18 protein-coding genes and 1 pseudogene are annotated in these 24,919 nt (G+C 69.4%); 11 read left to right on the top strand and 8 right to left on the bottom strand.

Going from position 1 to position 24,919, the window contains the following annotated elements; translation table 11 throughout:
* From E1218_RS36230 to E1218_RS24160, 4 genes are all read left to right on the top strand, one after another.
* On the top strand, positions 1 to 855 hold an 855-nt coding region (locus E1218_RS36230), incomplete at its 5' end, for a hypothetical protein (protein ID WP_165949398.1).
* 10 nt (positions 856 to 865) lie between these two features.
* The gene (locus tag E1218_RS24170) at positions 866 to 1,798 is read left to right on the top strand and encodes an LLM class F420-dependent oxidoreductase (protein ID WP_132323912.1); all 933 of its coding nucleotides are present in this window, start codon (positions 866 to 868) and stop codon (positions 1,796 to 1,798) included.
* A 250-nt stretch (positions 1,799 to 2,048) separates the two neighbouring features.
* On the top strand, positions 2,049 to 4,826 hold the full coding sequence (gene acnA, locus E1218_RS24165) for an aconitate hydratase AcnA (RefSeq protein WP_132323910.1): 2,778 nt from the start codon (positions 2,049 to 2,051) through the stop codon (positions 4,824 to 4,826).
* Positions 4,827 to 5,173: 347 nt separating this feature from the next.
* Entirely contained in the window at positions 5,174 to 5,728 is a 555-nt protein-coding gene (locus E1218_RS24160) for a HEAT repeat domain-containing protein (RefSeq protein WP_233712432.1), read from the top strand.
* A gap of 22 nt (positions 5,729 to 5,750) precedes the next feature.
* Here E1218_RS24160 and E1218_RS24155 read toward each other — a convergent pair whose 3' ends face one another.
* Both E1218_RS24155 and E1218_RS24150 read right to left on the bottom strand, forming a co-directional pair.
* Positions 5,751 to 8,714, bottom strand: coding sequence for a S8 family serine peptidase (locus E1218_RS24155; protein WP_165949397.1), 2,964 nt, complete (start codon positions 8,712 to 8,714; stop codon positions 5,751 to 5,753).
* Between the two features lie 83 nt (positions 8,715 to 8,797).
* A complete protein-coding gene (locus tag E1218_RS24150) occupies positions 8,798 to 9,205 on the bottom strand; it encodes a hypothetical protein (RefSeq protein WP_132323904.1) in 408 nt (135 codons plus the stop codon).
* Positions 9,206 to 9,342: 137 nt separating this feature from the next.
* On the opposite strand from E1218_RS24150, the gene E1218_RS24145 reads away from it, so the two are divergent.
* Positions 9,343 to 11,049 (top strand): alkaline phosphatase D family protein, encoded by a 1,707-nt coding sequence (locus E1218_RS24145; RefSeq protein WP_233712431.1) that lies wholly within the window; start codon positions 9,343 to 9,345, stop codon positions 11,047 to 11,049.
* Between the two features lie 58 nt (positions 11,050 to 11,107).
* Here E1218_RS24145 and E1218_RS24140 read toward each other — a convergent pair whose 3' ends face one another.
* Together E1218_RS24140 and E1218_RS24135 are read right to left on the bottom strand one after the other, a co-directional pair.
* Positions 11,108 to 11,524 carry an HIT family protein gene (locus E1218_RS24140; RefSeq protein ID WP_132323902.1) on the bottom strand — a complete coding sequence of 139 codons (417 nt, stop codon included), beginning with the start codon at positions 11,522 to 11,524 and terminating at the stop codon, positions 11,108 to 11,110.
* On the bottom strand, positions 11,524 to 13,428 hold the full coding sequence (locus E1218_RS24135) for a Na+/H+ antiporter (RefSeq protein WP_132323900.1): 1,905 nt from the start codon (positions 13,426 to 13,428) through the stop codon (positions 11,524 to 11,526). The genes E1218_RS24140 and E1218_RS24135 overlap by 1 nt, the downstream gene beginning before the upstream one ends.
* Before the next feature lie 143 nt (positions 13,429 to 13,571).
* Between E1218_RS24135 and E1218_RS24130 the strand changes: the two genes are divergently transcribed.
* On the top strand, positions 13,572 to 15,110 hold the full coding sequence (locus tag E1218_RS24130) for a CocE/NonD family hydrolase (RefSeq protein WP_132323898.1): 1,539 nt from the start codon (positions 13,572 to 13,574) through the stop codon (positions 15,108 to 15,110).
* Here E1218_RS24130 and E1218_RS24125 read toward each other — a convergent pair.
* The 3 genes from E1218_RS24125 to E1218_RS24115 all read right to left on the bottom strand — a co-directional run bounded on the left by E1218_RS24125 (position 15,089) and on the right by E1218_RS24115 (position 16,621).
* Positions 15,089 to 15,583: a DUF402 domain-containing protein gene (locus E1218_RS24125; protein WP_132323896.1), complete on the bottom strand. Its 495-nt coding sequence runs from the start codon at positions 15,581 to 15,583 to the stop codon at positions 15,089 to 15,091. The two genes, E1218_RS24130 and E1218_RS24125, sit on opposite strands and share 22 nt — an antisense overlap.
* A 36-nt stretch (positions 15,584 to 15,619) precedes the next feature.
* Positions 15,620 to 15,973, bottom strand: a complete 354-nt coding sequence (locus E1218_RS24120; RefSeq protein ID WP_132323894.1) for a VOC family protein — start codon at positions 15,971 to 15,973, stop codon at positions 15,620 to 15,622.
* A 147-nt stretch (positions 15,974 to 16,120) separates the two neighbouring features.
* Positions 16,121 to 16,621: a DUF402 domain-containing protein gene (locus E1218_RS24115; RefSeq protein WP_132323918.1), complete on the bottom strand. Its 501-nt coding sequence runs from the start codon at positions 16,619 to 16,621 to the stop codon at positions 16,121 to 16,123.
* Positions 16,622 to 16,774: 153 nt separating this feature from the next.
* Here E1218_RS24115 and dxs point away from each other — a divergent pair, with 153 nt between their 5' ends.
* The 5 genes from dxs to E1218_RS24090 all read left to right on the top strand — a co-directional run bounded on the left by dxs (position 16,775) and on the right by E1218_RS24090 (position 24,494).
* On the top strand, positions 16,775 to 18,667 hold the full coding sequence (dxs, locus tag E1218_RS24110) for a 1-deoxy-D-xylulose-5-phosphate synthase (protein WP_132323892.1): 1,893 nt from the start codon (positions 16,775 to 16,777) through the stop codon (positions 18,665 to 18,667).
* A 118-nt stretch (positions 18,668 to 18,785) separates the two neighbouring features.
* Positions 18,786 to 20,039, top strand: a complete 1,254-nt coding sequence (locus tag E1218_RS24105; protein WP_233712430.1) for a gluzincin family metallopeptidase — start codon at positions 18,786 to 18,788, stop codon at positions 20,037 to 20,039.
* Between the two features lie 172 nt (positions 20,040 to 20,211).
* Entirely contained in the window at positions 20,212 to 21,501 is a 1,290-nt protein-coding gene (locus E1218_RS24100; RefSeq protein WP_233712429.1) for a hypothetical protein, read from the top strand.
* Between the two features lie 69 nt (positions 21,502 to 21,570).
* Positions 21,571 to 23,052: an amino acid permease gene (locus E1218_RS24095; RefSeq protein WP_132323890.1), complete on the top strand. Its 1,482-nt coding sequence runs from the start codon at positions 21,571 to 21,573 to the stop codon at positions 23,050 to 23,052.
* Between the two features lie 131 nt (positions 23,053 to 23,183).
* Complete coding sequence (locus tag E1218_RS24090; RefSeq protein ID WP_132323888.1) at positions 23,184 to 24,494, top strand: basic secretory protein-like protein; 1,311 nt, start codon at positions 23,184 to 23,186, stop codon at positions 24,492 to 24,494.
* Between the two features lies 1 nt (position 24,495).
* On the opposite strand, the pseudogene E1218_RS24085 reads toward E1218_RS24090, so the two are convergent.
* Positions 24,496 to 24,919: pseudogene (locus tag E1218_RS24085) on the bottom strand (methyltransferase type 11); the annotation flags it as partial.

The following is a 24,919-nucleotide window of genomic DNA, read 5'->3' as shown; positions in this document are numbered from 1 at the left end:
GATCTGCGCGACAGGCCCGCGACCAGTAGCGGCTCCGCAGACCCACTCGGTGGGTACGCCGAAGACGGCGCTGACCCCGACGCGACCGGACTCGGCACCGGCAGGCACGACGAGCAGGCGACCCGGATGGAGCCGGCGGGCCGGTCCAACGGGTACGACGAGCACGCCGCGCGGGTGGACGGGTTCGACCAGTCGGGCTTCTCTGACGACGACGAGCCGACCGGCTTTGTGCCGGTGGTGTCCGACACCGCGCCCGAAGCGACCGAGCCGGCAGAGCGGTTGGTTACGCCGGCTGCGAGTGCGGACGTGGCCGCGGCGGTGCGGATGTCGATTCCCGGGCTGGGCCTGGTCGGGTCCGACGGGCCGCGGATTCAGCCGGCTCCGGGGTCGATCGAGGAGGCGATGCGAGCGGAGATCGAGCGCCCACGTCCGCGTCCACAGGACTCGGAGGCGTTCGAGGCACTGCACGCGTGGTGCCGCGCCCGGACGGCGATCGTGCCGTCAGGGTTCACGATCCAGGTCCAGGTGCTCGACCCGAGCGCCCCGTCGTACCGGTTCGACCTGGAGCCGCCCGAGGTCGACGACCCGGAGTTCGCTGCCGACAAGCTCAGCGGCCTGCTCGGCGACCTGTGGATCACCGAGGCGTCCGGTGAGCAAGGCGGCTGGTTGTTCGCGCGGATCGACGCCGCCGGCCGGACGTTGCGGATCGACCGGTGGTACGACCAGGTCCCTGACTGGTGGGACAACCCGGTCGAGGAGCGACTCGACGTGCACGGTCTGGTCCGGCGGCTGAACGACCGCGGTCCCCAGTGGCAGCCGTCGTACCTGGAGAGGCTGTACACAACGGCGAGATAGCGTTGTCCGCATGCTTCTCAGGATCTTCACCGAACCCCAGCAAGGTGCCTCGTACGACGACCTGCTCGCGGTGGCACGCACAACCGAGGAGAACGGTTTCGACGCGTTCTTCCGGTCCGACCACTACCTGGTGATGGGTGACCACGACGGCCTGCCAGGGCCGACGGACTCGTGGATCACGCTCGCCGGCCTGGCCCGGGAGACGAGCCGGATCAAGCTGGGCACGCTGGTCAGCTCGGCCACCTTCCGCCACCCCGGCGTACTCGCGATCTCGGTCGCGCAGGTCGACCAGATGAGCGGCGGGCGGGCCGAGCTCGGTCTCGGCGCCGGCTGGTACGAGGCGGAGCACAAGGCGTACGGCCTGCACTTCCCCGACACGCCCGGCCGGTTCGACCTGCTCACCGAGCAACTCGAGGTGATCACCGGCCTGTGGAACACACCGGTGTGGGAGAAGTACGACTTCGCAGGCAAGCACTACCAGGTCTCGGACTCTCCGGCGTTGCCGAAGCCGGTCCAGCAGCCGCACCCACCGATCATCGTCGGCGGCGCGGGCAAGAAGCGTACGCCGGCCCTCGCGGCCCGGCATGCGGCCGAGTTCAACGCCGGCTTCCGCTCAGTCGAGGAGACCGAGACGCTGTTCAAGCGCGTCCGCGCTGCCTGCGACGCGGTCGGCCGCGACCCCGGCACGCTGGCCCTGTCGACCGCCCACACGGTCGTCGTCGGCAAGGACGACGCCGAGGTGAAGCAGCGCGCCGAGGCCATCGGCCGCGACGTCGACGACCTGAAGGCGAACGCGATCGCCGGCACCCCCGCCGAGGTCGTCGACCGCCTCGGCCGCTTCGCCGCCGTCGGCTCCACCCGCCAGTACGTCCAGATCATGGACCTCCACGACCTGGCCCACCTCGACCTCATCGCCGCCGAGGTCCTCCCACAGGTTTCCTGACAATACGCCGGCAGCCGCACTGCGCATGCCGGAATAGCTCGCGCGTTGTTCCGGCTTACGCAGCCCCGGTCCCGACAGGCTCCGGAGGCTGTCCACGGGGGATGGATCGGGGTGCTGGGGTGGCTCGATGTCGTGTATCTTGATGTCGAGAGAGTTTTGTGTGGAGGTTAGGGGAGCCTGACCTCGCGGCCGGGCGGGGCGCTCGGCAGGATGGGTTCAGCGGAACAGGACCGGATAGAGGAGCAGGTTGATGGCGAGCGTCGACAGCTTCGGTGCCAGGGGTGCACTCGAGGTCAACGGACAGTCGTACGAGATCTTCAGGTTGGCGGGCATCGAGGGTGCGGAGACGCTGCCCTACTCGCTCAAGGTGCTGCTGGAGAACCTGCTGCGCACCGAGGACGGCGCCAACATCACCGCCGAGCACATCAGCAAGCTCGGCCACTGGGACCAGAACGCGGCGCCCGAGACCGAGATCCAGTTCACCCCGGCCCGGGTGATCATGCAGGACTTCACCGGCGTGCCGTGCGTGGTCGACCTGGCCACGATGCGCGAGGCGGTCGCCGAGCTCGGCGGCGACCCCACCAAGATCAACCCGCTGGCGCCGGCCGAGCTCGTCATCGACCACTCGGTCATCACCGATGTCTTCGGCCGGCCGGACGCGTTCGAGCGCAACGTCGAGTTCGAGTACCAGCGCAACGGTGAGCGGTACCAGTTCCTCCGCTGGGGCCAGACCGCGTTCGACGACTTCAAGGTCGTCCCGCCGGGCACCGGCATCGTGCACCAGGTGAACATCGAGCACCTCGCGCGGACCGTCATGGTCCGTGACGGCGTCGCTTACCCCGACACCTGTGTCGGCACCGACAGCCACACCACGATGGTGAACGGACTCGGAGTGCTCGGCTGGGGTGTCGGCGGCATCGAGGCCGAGGCCGCCATGCTCGGCCAGCCGGTGTCGATGCTGATCCCCAAGGTCGTCGGCTTCAAGCTGACCGGCTCGGTGCCGGCCGGCGCCACCGCGACCGACGTGGTGCTCACCATCACCCAGCAACTGCGCAAGCACGGTGTGGTCGGCAAGTTCGTCGAGTTCTACGGCGAGGGTGTCGCTGCCGTGCCGCTGGCGAACCGGGCCACGATCGGCAACATGAGCCCGGAGTTCGGCTCCACCTGTGCGATCTTCCCGATCGACGACGTCACCCTGGACTACCTGCGGCTGACCGGCCGCAGCGACCAGGATGTCGCGCTGGTCGAGGCTTACGCCAAGGAGCAGGGCCTGTGGCACGACCTGTCCGTCGAGCCGCGGTTCTCCGAGTATCTCGAACTGGACCTGTCGACCGTCGTGCCGTCGATCGCCGGTCCGAAGCGGCCACAGGACCGGGTCGCCCTGAGCGAGGCCAAGGAGGCCTTCCGCGGTGCGCTGACCGACTACGCGATCGAGGAGCTGGACGTCGACCCGTCGGAGACCGGGAGCTTCCCGGCCAGCGACGCGCCGAACGGCCACGGCCTCAACGTGAACGACGAGCCGCACGTGCCGCGCAGCAGCGACGGGCGCCCGTCGAAGAAGACGACGGTCAGCCTGAACGGCCAGGAGGTCGAGCTCGACCACGGCCACGTCGTGATCGCGAGCATCACCTCCTGCACCAACACGTCGAACCCGTCGGTCATGCTGGCCGCCGCGCTGCTGGCGAAGAACGCGGTGGACAAGGGCCTCGCGTCCAAGCCGTGGGTGAAGACGTCGCTCGCGCCCGGCTCGAAGGTCGTCACCGACTACTACGAGAAGGCCGGCGTCACGCCGTACCTGGACAAGCTCGGGTTCCACCTGGTCGGGTACGGCTGCACCACCTGCATCGGCAACTCGGGCCCGCTGCCGGAGCCGGTCTCGGCCGGAGTGCAGGAGGCCGACCTGGCGGTCGTCTCGGTGCTGTCCGGCAACCGGAACTTCGAGGGCCGGATCAACCCGGACGTGAAGATGAACTACCTCGCCTCGCCGCCGCTGGTGATCGCCTACGCGCTGGCCGGGACGATGGACTTCGACTTCGAGACCGACGCCCTGGGCAAGGACCAGGACGGGAACGACGTGTTCCTGAGAGACATCTGGCCGAGCGCGGACGAGGTCGAGGCGACGATCGCGAACTCGATCAGCAAGGAGATGTTCACCAAGGACTACGCCGACGTGTTCGCCGGTGACGAGCGCTGGCAGTCGCTGCCGACGCCGGAGGGCAAGACGTTCGCCTGGGACCCGGAGTCGACGTACGTGCGCAAGCCTCCGTACTTCGAGGGGATGGCGAAGGACCCGGCTCCGGTCCAGGACATCGCCGGCGCCCGGGTGCTGGCCAAGCTGGGCGACTCGGTCACCACCGACCACATCTCACCGGCGGGTTCGATCAAGGCGGACAGCCCGGCCGGCAAGTACCTCGCCGAGCACGGCGTGGAGCGCAAGGACTTCAACTCGTACGGGTCGCGCCGCGGCAACCACGAGGTGATGATCCGCGGCACGTTCGCGAACATCCGGCTCCGCAACCAGATCGCGCCCGGCACCGAGGGCGGGTTCACCCGCGACTTCACCAAGGACGACGCGCCGGTCACCACGATCTACGACGCCGCGCAGGCGTACGCCGAGTCCGGCACGCCGCTGGTGATCCTGGCCGGCAAGGAGTACGGCTCGGGTTCGTCGCGCGACTGGGCCGCCAAGGGTACGGCGCTGCTCGGCGCGAAGGCCGTGATCACCGAGTCCTTCGAGCGCATCCACCGGTCGAACCTGATCGGCATGGGCGTGCTGCCGCTGCAGTACCCGGAGGGTGAGACCGCGGAGTCGCTCGGCCTGACCGGCGAGGAGACCTTCGACATCACCGGCGTGACCGAGCTGAACGACGGCTCCATCCCGCGCACGGTGCACGTCACGGTGACCGCGCCCGACGGGTCCGAGAAGGAGTTCGACGCGGTGGTCCGGATCGACACCCCCGGTGAGGCCGACTACTACCGCAACGGCGGCATCCTGCAGTACGTCCTGCGCTCCCTGATCGCGGGCTGACAGCATCGAAGCACGGCGTACTCCGGCCCTTCAACCGGAGTACGCCGTACTCGTCGACGGACTACTCGCAGCCGAGCCCGGTCACGCCGCCAGGGGTCACCAGCATCGTTTCCCGACGATGCCGCGGCGTCCTCGGGGCTCGTGACGCGCCGCAGCGCTTGGCCGAGGAGCGGGCAGGAGGCCTCGAACGGCTCGCGGAAACGGAGCTCACGATCCGGAGCGGCGCGAAGTGCCACCGGTGACGGCGGACTCGGCGTAGTCGTCATATCGGATCCAGGTCCGGGAACCTCGGGGTCGTTACCGGCAGCTGCACGGAATCTGTCGGCGGTGGCCGCTGTACTGTCATCGTGGCCGGTGACAGGGAGCATCCTCGCGAGATCGTGCTGCGCGCGTGCGCCGAGCACGGCGAGGATGCGGTGATCGATTTCGCGATCGCCGTGCTGACCGGTGACGTGAGCCCGGAGGACGCCTTCACGACCGAGCTCGGCAGACTGACATGGCTGGTCGGGCCGACCGTCGGCGGCTGGGCGAAGCTCGACCCGGTGAACTTCTACTGGGCCCGCGTCTGGGCCGCCAGGATCTTTGTGTACGTCTGGCGCGACGACGTCGTCGGTGCGCTGCTGACCGTCGCCGACGACCCGGCCTGGCGGGTCCGCGAACACGTCGCCCGGATCACCGCCCAACGTGAGCTCGGTCAGTTGGTCGACGCGCTCCTCCCGGGCCTGGAGTTCGAGCTGCCCCGTGTCCGCTCGACCACCGCCCGGGCCGTGGGCGCCGCCGGCGAGGCTGAGCACGCCGACGCGCTGCTGGAGCTTCTCGGCGACCCCGACCACACTGTGCGCGCAGCCGCCGAGAAGGCCCTCGACCGGATGGAAGCCCGGCTGGACCGCAGCCTCCGCTGAGCGGAGGCCGCGGCCACAATCACTACTTGCCGAGCAGGTTCAGCTTCTCCAGCAGCAGCGTCTGCGCACGCAGTTGCGCCGACGTGGTGGCCGGGTTGAGCCGGAGCGCCTCGGCCTTGGCCATCACGGCTCCGAAGGTGCTGTCCGGGCGCAGGTCCAGGTTGGTGTCGACCGGCGTCTCGAGGTCGAACGAGCCGTCCGCGAAGTTCAGCCAGGCCGCCAGTGCCTGGCGGTCGAACTCACGCTTCGGGTTCAGCAACTGGATGTTCAGCACCGAGTGGGCCTTGGCCATCGTGGAGACGTCCGTCGCCTCGGAGAAGACCGGACTCATGTGCTGGACCACCTGCAGGTAGCAGTCGACCGTGCCCACCGGCAGGTCGACCGGCGGGATGCGCGGACCGGGACGCGTCTGCAGGAACCACAGCGGCGCGATCTTCGTCAGGTGCGAGTTGCCGGTGACGACGACCTTGGCCGCATCGGCACTCGAGCCGCCGTCGTCGTCAGCCGCACCGAACCTGACGTCGTAGCTGCAGGCTGCACCGAACGTGTGCGACTTGCTGTCGGTCACGTCGCGCGGTTGCAGGCTCGGGCTGACAGCGGGGTCCGTGCCGGGCGGGTTGACCAGGTAGGTCGTCGTCACGTCTGGTGCCGGTGGCCCGTCGCCCCAGCTCCAGCTCAGTGTCAGGTCGTCACTGCCCGGATCAGTCGACTTGGCCTTGAACGCCACCGGTCGTCCGCGCTCCCCGATGAATGTCGGTACGCCGTTGACCACCTGTGCACCTGACTCGTCGATCACGGCGGTCGGCGCGACGTTCGTGACCTGCAGCGGGAACGACGCCGTACCCCTGCCTCCGTCGTCGTCGGTGACATCGACGCCGACGGTGAAGGACCCGTTGTCGCCGTACGTACGGCTGCCGGTGACGTCACCGCGATCAGCTGGTGGGCCGTCGTTGGTCATCAGCAGCGTACCGGTCGACGGCGCCCCGAAACCCCAGTCGAGCTGGGCGGAGTGCGTGTCACCCCAGCCCGGGTCGACGAACGATGCTTCGACTGCCAACGTCGAGCCCTCGGTCACCGTCTTCACCTGGGCAGGGTTGATGGTGACGGCCGGCGCCACGTTTCCGACCTGTACCGCGAAGGTGGCCGAGCTGGTGCCGCCGTCGTCGTCGGCGACGCTGACCTTGACCGAGTAGGTGCCGCTGTCCGCGTACTGGTGGCTGCCGGTGACCGTGCCCCGATCGGTCGGCGGGCCCTGGGTGGTCACGTTCGCCGGCAGTGCACTCGACGTACCGTCGCCCCAATCGATCGAGGCGGAGTAACTGTCGGCCCACCCGGGATCGGTGAAGTTCGCGTTCACCGTGAAGGTGCTGCCTTCGGCGGCGGTGGTGAGCTGACCGGGGTCGATGGTCACGGCGGGAGCGACGTTGGTGACGTTCACGGCGAATGCGGTCGTGGCGGTCTCGCCCTTGTCGTCCGTGGCGGTGATCGTGACGGTACGGCTCTGGGTCGGTCCGTCGTTGGTGCCGAGGCTCCACGACCAGCGACCGCCGCCGGTGTTGGTCACGGTCCCGCTGGAGGCGGTCAATGTGACCGGCCGTGCTTCGGGATCGCTGAAGCTACCGCCGTTCGTGGCTGTCGAGCCCTCGTTGACGCCGACCGTCGACTGGTCCGCGCTGATGACCGGCGCGTTGTTGCCTTGCTGCAGCGCGGCCAGCAGGTCGATCCGCGGCGTGGTGACGTTGGTACCGGCGCTGTCGTAAGTGATGTCGACGCCGGTGTCGCGCAGGTAGCCGAGCAGGGTCGCCGCAGTTGCGGCCGGGTACGCCTGCCGCAGCGACGCGAAGGCCCCGGCGACGTGTGGCGCGGCCATCGAGGTGCCGTCGAAGTTGGCCCAGCCGTCGTCCGGTACGGCTGAGTTGATCGAGGTCCCGGGCGCGAAGAGGTCCAGAAGCGCGCCGCGGTTGGAGTAGCCGGCCGGAGTGTCGACGTCGTTGCCGCCGGCATTCGCGTTGATCGCCCCGACGGCAACGCCGGTCGAGACACAGGCAGGCTCGCCGACGCCGGCGGGATGCCCCTCGTTCATGGCCGAGATCGTCGTCGTGATGCCTACCGAGAGCAGCAGGTCGATCGAGGCCTTGGTGGTGCTGGTGTCGCAGCTGGTGGTGTTGTTCGCGGTGCTGCCACCGCTCAGGTTCGCCGAGGCGATGGTGAACGAGTTGCGCAGGTCGTACACGCGTTGCATCCCGGCGATGAAGTCGGAGAAGAAGAACCGCGCGCACGGCGGGGACCCGTTGCAGCCGGTGTTGCTGCGGTGGTAGATCTGGATCGCGATGATGTTCGCGCCCGGGGCCACTCCGTTGCCCGGAGCCCCTGTCACCCCGGCTGAGCTCCCGGCCGCGATGCCGGCGACGTGACTGCCGTGATCGCAGATGTTCGCCGTGCCGTTGAGGCACTGCGCAGTCTCGGCGTCCGCCGATCCGGCGCCGGTCTGGCTCGCGGTGCCGTTGGGGCAGAGCGAGGCCTGGGTGGTGGCGTCGCTCACGCTGGAGTAGCACGCCTCCGAGACGATCCGGCCGGCGAAGAACGGATGGTCGCGGTCGATCCCGGTGTCCAGGATCGCCACGGTCTGGCCGCTGCCGGTGAAGCCGAGTTGCTGCACCTGGTTGGCCCGGATGAACGGGATGCTCGACGCGAGTGACGGCGAACCGACTTCGTCCTCCTGGATCGAGACGACGTTCGGGTCGGCGGCCAGTTCCTCCAGCGCCGCCTTGTCCGCGTCGAGGGCGAGCAGCGGGAACGAGCGGTAGCTGTGGTTGACCTCGGCAGAGCCCTGGTCGATGCCGTCCAGTACGCTCTGTTTGTCTCCGAGCTGGTCGACCTTGACGATCACCCGAACCGTCCCCTCCTGGCCCGCCTCGGCAATCAGCGCGCGCTCGGCCGGATCGGGCTCCGGCGCAGCAGCCTGCGCCGGGAGCTGGACAGCCATTGCCGCCAGCGTCGCCAGAGCCGTGGCTCCGGCAGCGAACAGTCTTCGCGTCCTCATGGTTCCCCCACTTGTCGGTTGCGGGCTCAGCCGCTCTGAGCCTGCTGGGCGGTGTCCTGCTGTACTGCGGCCACTCGGGGCGAACCGAGCAGCTGGCGGAGTGCGGCCGCGTCGACGACCAGCGCGAGTTGCGGTACGTACGCGAAGCGCCGAACCTTCGTGACGCCGAATCCCTCCAGCTCGGCGAGGACGGCGGTCTGGGCAGCGCTGATCGCCTTGCGCTGCTCGCCCCGGGCTGCCTCGTCGGGCAGCTGCCCCTCGGGTACGAAGCGGCCCTCGAGCGTGACGATCACCGGCAGCGTGCCGCCGGGCGGTACCCGGCTGAGCAGATTTTCCTGCGGTGTCGGCGCCGGGAGGGATCCTCCGTCCGGCGTACAGGCCGCCGCCGCGAGCAGGCAGCACACGGCTACGACGAACACGTACCAACGCGCCACGACTCCCGACTCCCTCCGCGCGGTCATGGAGGACCGCAGTTCACATCGTGAGGACCTGCCTTCAGAAACCCTTAAAGGGACGTCCGGAACCCTGAGAGGGACGTCCGGGAAGCCGCCGGTGTGCACATCGTGAACCGGTGTCATCAGATGGTCACCTGGAGGTCAAGCACTGGCCGCTCTCGGCGGGAACGGTCGGGCACATGGAGACCTCCCGTAGATCCGTCCTGAAAGCCGGTCTGGCTTCCACTGCGGCCGTCGCCGGCCTGACCCCCGCCCTGACCACGCCCGCCACCGCTGCCGCGACGCCGGTCCGGCAGAACCCGTTCACCCTCGGCATCGCCAGCGGCGACCCCTGGCCCGACGGGTTCGTGCTGTGGACCCGGCTCGCCGTCGACCCGGTTGCGCCCGACGGCCTCGGCGGCATGCCGAGTCGCGCGTACGCCGTCCAGTGGCAGGTCGCCACCGACGCCCGGTTCCAGCACGTCGTCCGGGCCGGTGTCGCGGTCGCCCGGCCGGAGCACGCCCACGCCATCCACGTCACCGTCCAGGGACTGCAGCCCGGCCGCGAGTACTACTACCGCTTCCGCGCGGAGGGCCATGTCTCCCACACCGGCCGGACCCTGACCTCACCGGCTCGCGGCACCACGCCGCGCGAACTCTCGATGTCGTTCGTCTCGTGCTCCCAGTTCGAGCACGGCTGGTTCACGGCGTACCGGCGACTGGCCGAGGACCACCCGGACCTGGTCCTGCACCTGGGCGACTACCAGTACGAGTACACCAAGGGCACGTACGTCGCCCCGGGCGGGAATGTCCGTGATCACGACGGGCCGGAGACCACCGACCTGGCGTCGTACCGGCAGCGGCACGCGCAGTACAAGACCGACCTGGACCTGCAGGCCGCGCACGCCGTCGCGCCGTGGCTGGTGGTTTGGGACGACCACGAGCTCGACAACAACTGGGCCGACGAGACCCCGGAGAGGCCCGAGGACGGCTTCCTCGCCCGCCGCGCGGCCGCGTTCCAGGCGTACTACGAGAACATGCCGCTGCGGGCCTCGTCGAAGCCGCGTGGGATCGACCTGCAGCTGTTCCGCCGGGTCAAGTGGGGTGAGCTTGCAACGTTCCACATGCTCGACACCCGGCAGTACCGCGACGACCAGGGCTGCGGCGACGGCTACAAGGACTGCCCGGCCGCCGTCGACCCGAAGCGTTCGATCACGGGGGAGCGGCAGGAGAAGTGGCTGATCGACGGCTTCCGTCGTTCCGAGGCCCGCTGGGACATCATCGGCCAGCAGGTGTTCTTCGCCCAGCGCGACAACAACTCGGGTCCGGTCAAGGTGACCTCGATGGACTCCTGGGACGGGTACGCCGCCTCCCGCGACCGGATCACCCGCGGCTGGGTCGATGCCCGGGTACGGAACCCCGTCGTACTCACCGGTGACGTGCACGCGCACTGGGCGTCGGACCTGAAGCTGGACTACGACGACCCGACGTCGCGAACCGTCGGCTCGGAGCTGGTCTGCTCGTCGATCACCAGCGGTGGCGACGGCGCCGACTCGCCGACCGGCTCACACCCGTGGTTCGCCTGGAACCCGCACCTCCGCTTCCAGAACAACCTCCGCGGTTACGTGAACACCACGATCACCCCCGAGTCCCTGGTCGCCGACTTCCGCACCGTCCGCGCCGTCCGGACGAAGGATGCCGAGGTCTTCACCCGAGCCCAGTTCACCGTCGAGGACCGCAAGCCGGGCCTCAACCTGACCGCCGACAACCCACCGGCCGCGGCCACCCGCGTCCTGTCGGCCGCGACGGACGACACGGTCGCCTGGGAGACCTCCCGCCCGTAGGACGTGAGCCGTTGGTGAGCCCGGCACGGCGCCGGGCTCACCAACAGCATTCCGCTTGTCAGTCGGACAGCGCCGCGCGGAGTTTGCCGGCGTACTCGGCCGCTTCGGTGTCGTCGGCGTACTTGGTGCGGGGCCAGAAGAACCCGCGCAGCCCGTCCCCTTTCGTCCGCGGCACCACGTGCACGTGGAGATGGGGGACGGACTGCGACACCACGTTGTTGACGGCGACGAACGAGCCCTGCGCGCCGAACGCCGTACGCACCGACGCCGCGACCGACCGCGCCGCCCCGAACAGCGGCACCGACAGCGAGTCGGGCAGTTCCACCAGCGTCGGCACGTGCTCGCGCGGCACCAGCAGCGTATGCCCCTTGAACACCGGCCGGACGTCCAGGAACCCGACCACCTCAGGAGTGTCGAGGACGATCTGTGCCGGCGTCGTCCCGGCGATGATGGAGCAGAACAGACAGTCGGCCATCAGCCCAGCTTCTCGTCTACGAAGCACCAGCGCCAATTCTCGCCCGGCTCGAAGCTGCGCATCACCGGGTGCGTCGTCGTTGCGTAGTGCTTGCTCGCATGCTTCATGGGCGACGAGTCGCAGCACCCCACGTGACCGCAGCCGAGGCAGAGCCGCAGGTGCACCCACGTAGTACCGTCGGCCAGGCATTCCTCGCACCCATCGGGCGTGGTCGGCGTCACCCCCGACCGCGCCTCTTCCAGGTGCGGGCAGGCACCCGCGGGCGCCGGGATGCCCAGGCTCTCGGACTGACCACCGACGTCGTCGGCTGCGGCCCGATCGAGCATGGACTCCTCGACGTCCAGCGCGATCTGCGCCCGTTGTAGCACCTCATCGGCGACGATCCCCTCGTCGCGCACCTGCAACAGGTACGACCGTTCGGCCGCCAGCATGATCAACCGCAGCCGGCGATAGCTCTCGCTGGGCGTCTCGGACTCCGTCTCCGGCCGGCCGAGTCGTTCCCAGGCGGCTTGTGCCCGCGCCTCGCCGCGCTGCCGGAGCAGTCTGATCACCTCGGGTGGGTCGTCCGGTGTGACGACCTCGTCCAGCTTCGCTTCCGCAGCCCGGTGCGCCCTTTGCAGTACGGCGGCCTGCTGCAACGCATCCTCGGCCGGATCCGGGCCGGGCAGGTGCAGGCGTCGTACCAGCCAAGGGAGTGTCGAGCCCTGCACCAGGAGAGTGCCGGCGGTCACCGCCAGGGCGATGAAGACCAGAACCTCGCGGTGTGGGGTCTCCTCGGGCAGGGTGAACACGGCCGCCAGAGTGACAACACCGCGCATCGCCGCCCAGGAGAGCACGGTCAGCCCGCCCCAGGACAGCGGACCGGGCCGGGACGGTCCGGAGACCCGGCGGGAGAGCATCGTCGTGGGCACTACCCAGATCGGCCGGAGGAGTACGACGGCCGCGTACACCGCGAGCGTCGTGACTGCGATCAGCCAGCCCGGCAGAGGGCTCTCCGCAAGGTCGTCGAGGATCCACCGGGTCTGGAGGCCGATCAGCAGAAAGACGCTGTTCTCCAGCAGGAACTGGAACGTCCGCCAGTTGGTCCGCTCCGACATCCGCGACGCGGCCGACTGGATGATCGGCGCCTTGTGGCCGAGCAGCAGTCCGGTGACGACCACGGACAGGACACCGGAGCCGTGGATGTAATGGTTCTCGGCGGCCACGTAGGCAAGGAACGGCGCGGTCAGGCTGAGCGTGGTGTCCAGGACCGGATCGGTGAATCGCCGGCGGATCTTGGCCAGCACGATCGCGACCACCAGTCCGACCGCGACGCCACCACCGGCAGCTCGAAGGAAGTCCACGCCGACATGCAGGACTGTGGGAGTCGCCGCTGCGGCGGCGATCGCGGTCCGCAGCGTGACCAGCGCCGTCGCGTCGTTGAGCAGGCTCTCACCCTCGAGGATCGTGACCACCCGCCGGGGCATGCCGACCCGGCGCGCGATGGCCGTGGCCGCGACCGCGTCAGGTGGCGCGACGACGGCGCCGATCGCGACCGCCGCCCAGAAGGGCAGAGGTTCGTACCCCTGGGCCTCGGCGACCGCGCCGAGCAGCCAGTACGCGACCAGACCGACCCCGAGGGCTGTGAAGACGATCAGGCCGACGGAGAGCAGACCGATGGAGCGCCGGTGCTTGGAGAAGTCGACGAGGCTGGTCCGGATCGCCGCGGCGTAGAGCAGCGGTGGCAGAAATCCGACCAGGACGAGCTCGGGTGACAGCTCGATCCGTGGGACGAACGGCAGGTACGACGCAGCGATGCCGACGACGACGAGCAGCAGGGGAGCCGGGACGGCGAGCCGCCGGGCCAGTGCGGCCCCGGCCGCCACCACGGCGACGAGGGCCACGACTCCGATCGCGATATGCACGGAGCACAGTCTGGCAGCGTGCGGCGGGTTTGCGTGCTCCGGTTCGCCCACGGCTGAGAGCCGTCCCGGCCGGGATCTGGTCAGGGTGCCCGCGGTCGTCTAGCGTGTGCGCAGCGGTATCCGTCGAGCACGGGGAGTGACTGATGCGTCGTGTAGCTGCTCTAGCCGGTGCCTTCGGACTGCTCGGCTCGTCGTTGCTGGCTCCTTCGTCCCCAGCGGTGGCTTGGGGATCGTCCGCGGCCGCCGTGACGACCGACGGCTGTGTGTCCTCGGTGCCGGAGCCCGGGACGACGACCCCGGTGCGGATCTGCTACTCGCTCTTCAAGCCGGCCCGCGCGTCCGCAGCGCACACCGTCCCGCTCATCCTGCACAGCCACGGCTGGGGTGGCAGCCGGACCAAGGACCCGGCCGCGTTCACCGCGTGGCTCGACGCGGGCTTCGGCGTCCTGAGCTTCGACCAGCGGAGCTTCGGTGAGAGCACCGGCGTCGCCCACGTGATGAACCCGGACTACGAGGGCCGCGACGTGATCGAGCTGGTCGACCTCGTCGCCGGCCTGGACTGGGTGACGAAGCAACGGCCCGGTGATCCGCTGATCGGGGCGATCGGCGGGTCGTACGGCGGCGGGTTCCAGTTCGCCGGCGCGTTCACCGAACTGCGGGACAGCGGCCGGACCCGGTTCGACGCACTCGCGCCCGAGGTGACCTGGTGGGACCTGAAGGGCAGCCTGGCCCCGGACGAGGCGGCCCGGACGATGTGGCTGTCCGTGCTGTACGCCGGCGGCGGTACGCACCTTCCGCCTTCGGTGTCGGCGGCGTTCGTGACCCTGATCGCGACCGGCGGCTGGCCGCCGGGAAAGGCCGGTCGGGACCTGGACGCGTTCTTCGCGAAGAACGGGCCGGCGTGGCACGTGTCCGAGGGCCGCAAGCTGGACATCCCGGTGCTGTTCGGGCAGGGGATCTCGGACAACCTGTTCAACCTCAACCAGGGGCTGGCGAACTTCGACCGTGCGCTGACCCCGAGTGCCCGGGCGGACTCGATCTTCGTCGGCTACAACGGCGGCCACACGCTGCCGAGCGTACTGCCGCCCGGGTTCGCGACGCCGGGTGACCCGTGTTCGGTCGCTCTGGGGTCGTCGAGCTTCTCCGGGCTCGCCCTGCGCTTCCTGTCCGCGAAGCTGCTCGGCACGCCGGCGGGCCTGTCCGGGTACGGCGCCTACCACCTGGCCACCGCGGACGGCCGTTGCCTCACGCAACAGAGTTTGACGGCGAACACCCGCTATCGGCTCGGCGAGGTCGCCACGCCGACGGGCGTCGGGCTGCCGGTGAACGTGAAGGTCGCCGCCGGGCCGCTGACGATCGCCGGCGTGCCCCGGGTCGATGCCCGCGTGTACACCGTGCTCCCGGATTCGGGTGTCTTCCTGGCGTTGAGCGTCGGCACGAGTCCTTTGACCGCGAAGGTCGTGCAGAACAACACGATGCCGTTGCGCGAGCAGCGGGTGGTGAAGGGGGAGCGCCGGTCGATCGAGCTGCCGGCGATCGCGGTCGACGTACCGGCGGGGAAGAACCTCTACCTCACCGTCACTCCGGTCGCCGACATGTACGCCGGCCAGCGCGGGCCGCTTCCTGGTGTGCTACTGCTGCGGGAGACGACGCTGCGCGTTCACCGCATCCTGTCGAGGTAGGTCTTGTAGACGCTCAGGAACGGCTCCTCGGTCGCGACCTGGGTCACCAGCCAGTCGCAGGTCGCCTGCGCGGTCTCGATCACGTCGGCCGGGTAGCCGTACCTCACCTGGTGCTCGGCGAACTCGTCCTCGTCGTCGACGATGACCGTCCCGTCGCGCTTCTTGATCACGTCCAGGTCGAGATCGACCATCGTGAACACGTCCTCGGCGAACTCGACCGGCGTGGTGATGTCGCAGTAGATCTCGGTCGACCGCGGCTCGTCGTTGAACAGCGCCGTGAACCACTGGTCCCGCGGGAACAGCTGCACATGGGCCTGCTGCTGCACGACCTCCGGTTCGTTGCCCCGCTGCGACACGGACAACGCCGCCGCCCCGAGCCAGACGCCGTACTCGTCCTCCCCGAGATGACGCATCCACTGGTGCCAGTGCAGCGCCTCGTCGTACTTCCGGTAGACGACCCTCACATCCCGCATGCCCGTCAACCTATCCCGCGACGGTGCCAGGGCACCTTACTGGGACCGCTGGCCGAGGACGCAGAACTCATTGCCTTCGGGATCGGCGAGCACGACCCACGACTGTTCGCCCTGACCGATGTCGACCCGCTGCGCGCCGTGTGCGAGCAGCCGGGCCACCTCGGCCTCCTGGTCGTCCGGCCGGAAGTCGAGATGCAGCCGGCTCTTGCTCTTCTTGGCCTCGTCGAGCCGGACGAAGTCCAGCCCCGGCATCCGATCGGGCGCCGGCCGGATCTCGTACTCGTCGTCCGACGAGTACACGACGACCCAGCCGAGCGCCTCGGCCCACCACTGCCCCAGGCTCGCCGGGTCGGCCGCGTGCACGATGACTTGTTCCCATTCCAGACCCACGCGCGAAGCCTAGACGCGCCGGCTCCAACAGGCAGCCGATTTACCCCGTTGCAACTTTCTGCAATCTCCACCGGACCTTTGGATCGCCGCGGCCGTCCCACCGACCGTCGTGAAGTCACCGCGCCGGCCGACGTGCCGGTGCACGAGCTAGCTGCTGAGGGTGCGGGTCAGGTCCAGGTAGGGCTTGTAGGCGGTGGTGAAGGGTTCTGTGGTGGTGATGTGGGCGGCTACCCAGGAGCAGGTGGCCCGGGCGGTGGCGATCACCTGTGGGGGGTAGTTGTAGCGGACCTGGTGGGTGACGAACTCGTCCTCGTCCATGACGCGAACTGTGCCGTCGCGCAGCAGGCGGATGTCGAGGTCGAGGTCGACGGTGGTGACGGTGTCGACGCCGAACTCGGCCGGCATGGTGATGTCGCAGTAGATCCGGGTGGCGTGCGGGTCGTCGTTGAACAGCGCGCTCCACCACTGCCCGTGCGGGAAGAGGCGGACCCGGTGGTGGTCGATGGTGGTCCAGCTGCCGTCGGCGCGCTGGCCCCGGGTGCCGGGGACCGAGCCCACCCACAGGCCGTGCTCGTCCTCGCCGAGGCGGACCGCTTCCACCAGGCGGTGCGGCTGCCCGTCGTACTTGCGGAACAGCGTCCTCACCATCTCCACGCGATCACCCTAGGTGAAGATCGAACAAACCGGGCACAGCCGGCATCCCAGAGTGTGAGATTGCCCCCAGGTCCGGTGCGAGTTCGGAAACCGGGACGCCGGGTGCATAGACTCAAGCATTCGAGGACGACCCGCGGGAGGAGCTCGATGCGCGTGCTGGAGACGGTCGGAGGGCCGGCGGACCTGAAGAAGCTGACCGGTCAGCAGCTCACCGATCTCGCGGCGGAGATCCGGGACGTGCTGGTCGAGACGGTGTCGCGGACCGGCGGCCACTTGGGCCCGAACCTGGGCATGGTCGAGATCACACTGGCGATGCACCGGGTGTTCGACTCGCCCCGCGACCGGCTCGTCTACGACACCGGCCACCAGACGTACGTGCACAAGCTGCTCACCGGGCGGGCGCCGCAGTTCGACACGCTCCGTCAGCAGGGCGGCCTGAGCGGGTATCCGAGCCGGGCCGAGTCCGAGCACGACCTGGTGGAGAACAGCCACGCCTCGACCGCGCTGTCGTACGCCGACGGCCTGGCCAAGGCGTACAAGCTCCGCAAGGAGGACCGGCACGTGGTCGCGCTGATCGGCGACGGCGGCCTGACCGGCGGCATGGCCTGGGAGGCGCTGAACAACATCGCCGCGGCCGAGGACCTCAAGCTCGTCATCATCGTCAACGACAACGGCCGCTCGTACAGCCCGACCGTCGGCGGCCTGGCCACGCACCTGACCAGCCTGCGCACGAACCCGCGATACGAGAAGATCCTCGACCTGATCAAGAAGAACCTCGGCCGGACGCCGTACGTCGGCCCGCCGATGTACGAGGTGCTCCACGGGGTGAAGAAGGGCCTGAAGGACGTGCTGGCCCCACAGGGCATGTTCGAGGACCTCGGCCTGAAGTACGTCGGTCCCGTCGACGGCCACGACCGGCAGGCGCTGGAGGACGCGCTCCGGAGCGCGAAGTCGTTCGGCGGCCCGGTGATCGTGCACGCGGTGACCAGGAAGGGCTTCGGGTACGCCGCGGCCGAGCAGGACGAGGAGGACAACTTCCACCAGGTCCGCCCGGCGAGCAAGCCGCGCGGCTGGACGGACGTGCTGTCCGACGAGCTCGTCCGGATCGGCCACCGCCGCCCGGACGTGGTCGCGATCACCGCGGCGATGCTGCACCCGACCGGCCTGGCGGCGTTCGCGCAGGAGTTCCCGGACCGGATCTTCGACGTCGGGATCGCCGAGCAGCACGCGGTGACGAGCGCGGCCGGCCTGGCGATGGGTGGCCTGCACCCGGTCGTCGGCCTGTACGCGACGTTCCTGAACCGGGCGTTCGACCAGCTGCTGATGGACGTCGCGCTGCACAAGTGCGGGGTCACCTTCGTGCTCGACCGCGCCGGTGTCACCGGTGACGACGGCGCCAGCCACAACGGCATGTGGGACATGTCGATCCTGCAGCTCGTGCCCGGCCTCCGGCTGGCCGCGCCGCGGGACGGCAAGCGGCTGGAGGAGCTGCTGAACGAGGCGGTCGACGTCCCGGACGCCCCGACCGTACTGCGGTACGCCAAGGGCGAGGTGTTCCCCGACATCGACGCGATCGAGCGGATCGGCGAGCTGGACGTGCTCGAGCGCACCGGTGACGACGTCCTGCTGGTCGGCATCGGCTCGATGGCGGCGACCGCGATGGAGGTGGCGCAGCGGCTGGAGGCGCAGGGGTTCGGGGTGACCGTCGTCGACCCGCGCTGGGTGAAGCCGGTCGCCCCGACGCTCGTCGAGCTGGCGGCGAAGTTCAAGTTCGTGGTCACCATCGAGGACAACGGCCGGGCCGGCGGCTGCGGGTCGATGATCGCCCAGGCGCTCCGCGACGCCGGGGTGACGACCCCGGTCCGCGACTTCGGCATCCCGCAGCAGTTCCTGGACCACGCCAAGCGTCCCGCCGTCCTGCAGGAGATCGGGCTGACCGGGCAGGAGCTGGCCCGGGACATCACCGAGCTGATCGCGCAGCACTCCGGTGACGCGCTCAGCGAGCCCGATCCGGCGAGCGGCCGGCCGGGCGGCGCCTGAGCCGGCCCCGATGACCGGGCCGGGGCGGCACTCGTCGCCCCCGAGACGCTCAGCTTCGTCGGGGAGGCGGCACGCCGCGGCCAAGGGGCCCCGGATCTGGCCGCTGCTGCTGTCCCTGATGCTCGTCACCGTAGCGGTCGCCGGTGGTCTCGCACTGCATCGGTCGAGCGACCGCGCCGGCGGCAACGGCCGGCCGGCGCCGAGTAGGCCGGCCATCGACCTGGCGGTCCGGGCCGCGGCCGTGGACCAGGTGCTTCGCAAGCGAGCGCAGGCGGTGCTGCAGGACGACCAGGCCGCGTTCCTCGCTGACATCGATCCGGGGAACAAGACCCTGGTCGCGCGGCAGCGCACTCTGTTCGCCAATCTGCGCCAGTTCGGGTTCGCCCGGCTCGCCTACGAGCAGTTGAGTCAGCAGTACGACGACGCCGTGACCCGCAAGCACGGCCCGTCGACGTACCTGGTCGCGATCGCGATGACGTACCAGATCCGCGGCATCGACGCCGTACCGGTGCGCACGATGCTCGGCTACACGTTCACCGAACGTCCCGGCGGCCGCTGGATGCTGATGTCCGACACCGACCTCGACAAACGCCTGCCGCGCGGCTCGCACCAGGAGGCCTGGGACACCGGCGACGTCCTGGTCAAGCGTGCGGCCCGGGTGCTGGTGGTCGTCGAGAATGGGCAGGACTCGCTCGCGAACAGTCTGCTCGGCAAGGCGAGCAGCGCGGTCAAGGCGGTCACGAAGAGCTGGCCGGGCGGCTGGAGCGGCGCCGGCGTGGTGATCGCGCTCGACGACAAGATCGTCCGCGGCGCCGACTACACCGCGCCGAAGAACGCCGAGGACGCGATCGCGATGGCGACCTGGGTCTACCGCACGCTGCCCGGTGAGGTCAGCGGCGCGGGGGAGCGGGCCGACTCCTACGTCGTCGTCAACCCGCGCAACCGGTCGAAGGTCGACGCCCGAACGCTGGCGCACGAGTTCACCCACGTCGCCACCGCGCCGTACGGCGCCTACGCACCGCGCTGGCTGGTCGAGGGCGCGGCGACGTACGTCGAGTTTCTGCCGATGGACGGCGCGGAGAACCTGGCGCTCGGCAAGTACACCCAGGAAGTGCGGACGAAGTACCTGGCCAAGGCGAAGAGCCTGCCGTCGGACGCAATGTTCTTCCAGACCTCCGACAGTTCGTACCCGTTGTCCTGGCTGGCCGTCGACTACCTCTTCGAACGCTTCGGCGGGACCGAGGTCGGCACGCTCTACCAGGAGCTGGCCGCCCTCGGGTCGACCCAGGCCGAGCGGGACCGGATCATGCTCGAGCACGTCGGCCTGACCGAAGCCGGGCTCTTCAAGGCGCTGAAGGCGGCCGCGGCCTAGAGCGCGCCGACGGCGTGTCGGTGGTGGAATCCGGGGAACCGAGTAGGGTAGCCGGGCTGCAACAGACGGGTACTCGGAGGATCGACCCGACGTGAGTGTGTCCACACCTAGCGCCGAGCCGCCAGGCGCTCAGGTACCGCCGCACGGCCCCCGCCGCTGGCTGGGGTTACTGGTGGCGGTGGCGCTGGTCTCCGGCGGGGTTCTGTACACCGTCGAAGACCGGGAGCGGGACGCCCGGGCCAGACCCAGTGCGACCGTGACCCTGCCCGGGGCGACCCAGGCCCCCAAACCGTCGAAGACGGCCGCCGCGATCGCCGCCCGCCGGGTCGCCATCGACACCATCCTGATTCGCCGGGCGCAGGCCGTGCAGACCGTCAACGAAGCACTCTTCCTCCAGGACGTCGACCCGGCCGACCGGGCGCTGCGGGCCGAGCAGAAGGTGCTGTTCGCCAACCTGGTCGAGATCGGCTTCACCGAGCTCGGCTACAGCCAGGCGGAGGAGCGATTCGACCCGGCGGTGGCCGAGTCGCACGGGCGGACGACGTACCTCGTCCGCATCCTGATGCGGTACCAGATCCCGAAGGTCGACCTCACCCCGGTGACCACCGAGCTCGGCTACACCTTCATCAACGTGCGCGGCCGCTGGGTGCTGACCGACGACGACGATCTCGACAAGGACCTCGGCCCGGGTGCGCACCAGGAGGCGTGGGACCTCGGCCGGATCGAGGTACTGCGTGGCCCGCGGGTGCTGGCCGTGGTCGAGAAGGGCGACACCGAACGCGGGCGCACGATCGTCAGCGAGGCGACCGAGGCCCTCGATCAGGTGACGACCTACTGGCCGCGGAGATGGCGGGGCTCGGTCTTCGTCATCGCGCTCGACGAGACCGACGTGCGCGACGCCCGGTTCGCCGACGAGGACATCGAGTCGGCCGCGAGCGCCGGCTCGACGTTCTCCTCCCTGCCCGGTCAGGACACCGCCGACGGCACCGTGGCCGGCGCGTACATCGTGATCAACCCGAACGAGCGCGACCGGGTGGACGAGATCCTGCTGGCGCACGAGATCACCCACGTGGCCACCGCCGACCTCGGCGGCTACGAGCCGCTGTGGCTGGCGGAGGGGGCGGCGGAGTACGTGTCGTGGCGGGGGATCGAGGCGGTGAGCGGGCCGGGCGAGGTCGGCAAGTGGGAGGAGGAAGTCATCGACGAGGCACTGCCCGCGCTGGCCGCGTTGCCGAGCGACGCCGGTTTCTACCAGAACAACGCCGACGTGTACGGCGTCAGCTGGCTCGCCGTGCGTTTCCTCGTGCAGCGCCTCGGACTCGCCAAGGTCGCGGAACTGTACGAGGACATGGCGAGGCACGGCATCGATCAGGCCTCCCGCGACCGCATCCTGCTCAGCCGCAGCGGGCTCACCGAGGCGACGTTGTGGACGTCACTCAAGTCCTATCGGCCGCGACGCTGAGTGGCAGTTTGACCTCGCCGTGTCAGAAGTGCAGTCTCGAATCGTTCCGTCCAGTACCAGGAGGCGCAGATGAGTCTGTTGCGGAAGAAGACGATCGAGCAGTCGATCGCGGACACCGACGAGCCGGAGTACCAGCTCAAGAAACGCCTCACCGCCGTCGACCTGACGGTCTTCGGGATCGGCGTCATCATCGGTGCCGGCATCTTCACCCTCACCGGCCGGGCGGCCAAGTCCTACGCCGGGCCGGGGATCGCGCTCTCGTTCGTCCTCGCCGCGGTCTGCTGCGCCCTGGCCGCGCTGTGCTACGCCGAGTTCTCGTCCACCGTGCCGGTGTCCGGGTCGGCGTACACGTTCTCGTACTTCACCCTCGGTGAGATCTTCGCCTGGATCATCGGGTGGGACCTGCTGCTCGAGCTGATGCTCGGGGCAAGCGTCGTGGCCCAGGGCTGGTCGACGTACGCCGCCCTGTTCCTCGAACAGATCGGGTTGGGCTGGCCCGAGTCGATCGGGCCGGACAGCAGCGTGAACGTGCTGGCGATGCTGCTGGTGCTCGTGCTGGCGACGCTGGCGACGGTCGGGATCAAGGAGTCGCTGCGGGTCAACCTGGCGCTGGTCGCGGTCAAGCTGTTCGTCGTGCTGTTCGTGATCGTGGCCGGCCTGTTCTACATCAAGGGCGAGAACCTGTCGCCGTTCATCCCGCCGAGCGCCCCGTCGGAGAGCGGTGACGTCACCATCACCACGCCGCTGTTCCAGGCGCTGTTCGGGTTCACCCCGTCGACGTTCGGGGTGATGGGCATCATCTCCGGTGCGTCCCTGGTGTTCTTCGCGTTCATCGGGTTCGACGTGGTCGCGACCACCGCCGAGGAGGCGAAGAATCCGCAGCGCGACCTGCCCCGGGGCATCATCGGCTCGCTGGCGATCTGCACCGTGCTCTACGTCCTGGTCTGCATCGTGATCACCGGCATGATCAACTACACCGACATCAACGACGAGGCGGCCCTGGCCGAGGCGTTCCGGTCGGTCGGCCGGCCGGGCTTCGCGACCCTGATCTCCGCCGGCGCGGTCGCCGGTCTGACCACGGTGGTGCTGACGCTGATGATCGGCGCTGCCCGGGTCGTGTTCGCGATGAGCCGCGACCACCTGATGCCGCGCCAGATCGGCAAGACCCACCCGAAGTGGGGTACGCCGTACCGGCTGACCATCGGGATCGGCCTGCTGGTCGCGCTCGTGGCCGGGGTCACCCCGATCGGCAAGCTCGAGGAGATGGTGAACATCGGCACGCTCGCCGCGTTCACCATGGTCTCGATCGCCGTGCCGCTGCTGCGCCGGCGCCGCCCGGACATCCAGCGGTCCTTCCGCGTGCCGTGGAACCCGGTGATCCCGATCCTGTCCGCGCTGATCTGCGTCTACCTGATGCTGAACCTGTCGCTGGAGACGTGGCTGCGGTTCGCGATCTGGATGGCGCTCGGCTTCGTCATCTACTTCGTCTACGGCTACCGCAAGAGCCGCGTCGGCCACGAGGAACGCACCGGCGAAAGCACGCGGGCCTAGGGCACGTCTCTCACCGCCTGCGTGCTGCGCGGCACCTGCTCGCGACTGCACGGAGTCGGGAGTCGTACCCCGATCCACTCCGTGGTCGGCTGGCGGTACGATCCGTCAGCCGACCACTTGAGGGGGACGAGATGAAGCACCCGCGACGCCTGCTCGCAGGTGTCGCCGCGCTGGCGCTGCTGGGGACGTCGGGCGTGGTCGCCGTACGCCTGCAGCAGGGCGGCTCGGCGGTCGGCAGCAGCGCCGCGGCGGTCAGGGCCACCGCCACGCCGGGGCAGCTCACCGACGCGCAGCAGGCGGCGCGCAGGACGGCTGTGGACGCGCTCCTCGCCAGGCGTGGCGCCGCGGTGCTGAACGGGGACCTGGAAGGGTTTCTCGCGATCGTCGATCCCACGCAGCCGGAGCTGGTCGCCCGGCAGAAGATGCTGTTCACCAACCTCCGCAAGTTCAAGTTCCATAGCCTGAAGTACTTCGTCGCCGACGAGCGGCCGTCGAAGGTGCTGATCACCAGGTACGGCGCGGGGATCTTCTCGACCCGGGTGATGATGCGGTACCAGCTCACCGGCCTGGACCGGAAGCCGGTACAGACCGACCTTGGCTACGCGTTCGTCGAGCGGGCCGGTAGCTGGGTCCTGGTGGACGACAGCGCGATCGAGGAGACGCTCAGTCCGGACGGGCACCGGCAGCCGTGGGACTTCCAGGAGATCGCGGTGATCAGGAGCGGCAAGGTGCTCGTGGTCGTCGACAACGGCGAGCAGGCACTCGGCCGGAAGATCGCCAAGGTGTCCCGAGGGGCGGTCGAAGGTGTCCAGCGGCACTGGCGGCGACCGTGGAGCGGTGCGGTGATGGTGGTCGCGATGTCGGAGCCACGGGTGATGGCGACGGTCTGGACCGCGGGCGGTGGACAGGGCTGGACCATCGCGGCGAAGGCGGTGTCGCTCTACGACGGCGACCCGTGGGCGCAGAAGTCGGTCCCGCCGGTGAGCAGCCGGATCGTGGTCAACCCGGCCGTCCGGTCGAAGCTCGACCAGGACCTGCTGGTGCACGAGATGACACATGTCGCGACCCTGCAGCTCGGGATCAGGACTCCGGTCTGGCTGGTCGAGGGGATCGCGGAGTACGTCCGGTGCGCGTCGATCGAGGACGATCCGCACTGGACGGTCGACCCGTACCGCAAGACGGTGCGGACCAAGTACCTGCCGTCGATGAAGGTGCTCCCGACGCAGGCGGAGTTCGACGCCGCCGGGGACAAGTCGTACGGGCAGAGTTGGTGGATCACGGCGTACCTGGTGGCGGAGCTGGAGGAGAAGGGCGTCGCCGCCCTCTACGCCGACCTGGCCCAGCACAACACCAGCCAGAAGAGGTACGCCGCGATCCTCCGGAAGCACACGGGAAAGACTGCGACCCAGCTGGTCGCGGCGGTGAAGAAGTTCGAGGGCTGATTCAGCGGGTGCCGGTGACGACCAGCATCTCGCAGGGGCCCGTGAAGCCCGTGGGGGTCTCGAATTGGGTCAACTGTTCGGTGATGTCCTGCCACGCGGCTGCCTTGGCGTCCTCGTCCAGGGTCGACAGCATCTGGTGGAGGGCACCGAACGACTCGCGTTCGAAGCGAACGCAGTCGGCGGCGGTGGGCAGCCGGAGGGGTGACGGCACGACCTCGACGGTGATGTCGCGGAAGCCGGCAGCGGCGAAAGCCTGCTCGGCAACGCCCGGGTTGCCCAGGCTGAACGGGCCGGGCTGGCCGGGAGCCGGCGGCGGGAGCTGAGCGCGACGGCGGATGATCCCGATCGGGATCGAGAAGAAGCCGTTGCGCTCCGGCGTCGAGTAGACCACCGCGGAGAACCGCCCGCCGGCCCGTAGCGCCCGG

It is taken from the genome of Kribbella turkmenica, assembly GCF_004348725.1.
In the GTDB taxonomy this organism is placed as follows: Bacteria; Actinomycetota; Actinomycetes; order Propionibacteriales; family Kribbellaceae; genus Kribbella; species Kribbella turkmenica.
This window is presented reverse-complemented; position numbering and strand designations above follow the sequence as displayed.

Coding starts and splice junctions, on each gene's coding strand:
- E1218_RS24170 (WP_132323912.1), top strand. CDS start 866: ATGCTTCTCAGGATCTTCACCGAACCCCAGCAAGGTGCCTCGTACGAC.
- acnA (WP_132323910.1), top strand. CDS start 2,049: ATGGCGAGCGTCGACAGCTTCGGTGCCAGGGGTGCACTCGAGGTCAAC.
- E1218_RS24155 (WP_165949397.1), bottom strand. CDS start 8,714: ATGGCTGTCCAGCTCCCGGCGCAGGCTGCTGCGCCGGAGCCCGATCCG.
- E1218_RS24140 (WP_132323902.1), bottom strand. CDS start 11,524: ATGGCCGACTGTCTGTTCTGCTCCATCATCGCCGGGACGACGCCGGCA.
- E1218_RS24130 (WP_132323898.1), top strand. CDS start 13,572: ATGCGTCGTGTAGCTGCTCTAGCCGGTGCCTTCGGACTGCTCGGCTCG.
- E1218_RS24125 (WP_132323896.1), bottom strand. CDS start 15,583: ATGCGGGATGTGAGGGTCGTCTACCGGAAGTACGACGAGGCGCTGCAC.
- E1218_RS24115 (WP_132323918.1), bottom strand. CDS start 16,621: ATGGTGAGGACGCTGTTCCGCAAGTACGACGGGCAGCCGCACCGCCTG.
- dxs (WP_132323892.1), top strand. CDS start 16,775: ATGCGCGTGCTGGAGACGGTCGGAGGGCCGGCGGACCTGAAGAAGCTG.
- E1218_RS24105 (WP_233712430.1), top strand. CDS start 18,786: ATGCTCGTCACCGTAGCGGTCGCCGGTGGTCTCGCACTGCATCGGTCG.
- E1218_RS24095 (WP_132323890.1), top strand. CDS start 21,571: ATGAGTCTGTTGCGGAAGAAGACGATCGAGCAGTCGATCGCGGACACC.
- E1218_RS24090 (WP_132323888.1), top strand. CDS start 23,184: ATGAAGCACCCGCGACGCCTGCTCGCAGGTGTCGCCGCGCTGGCGCTG.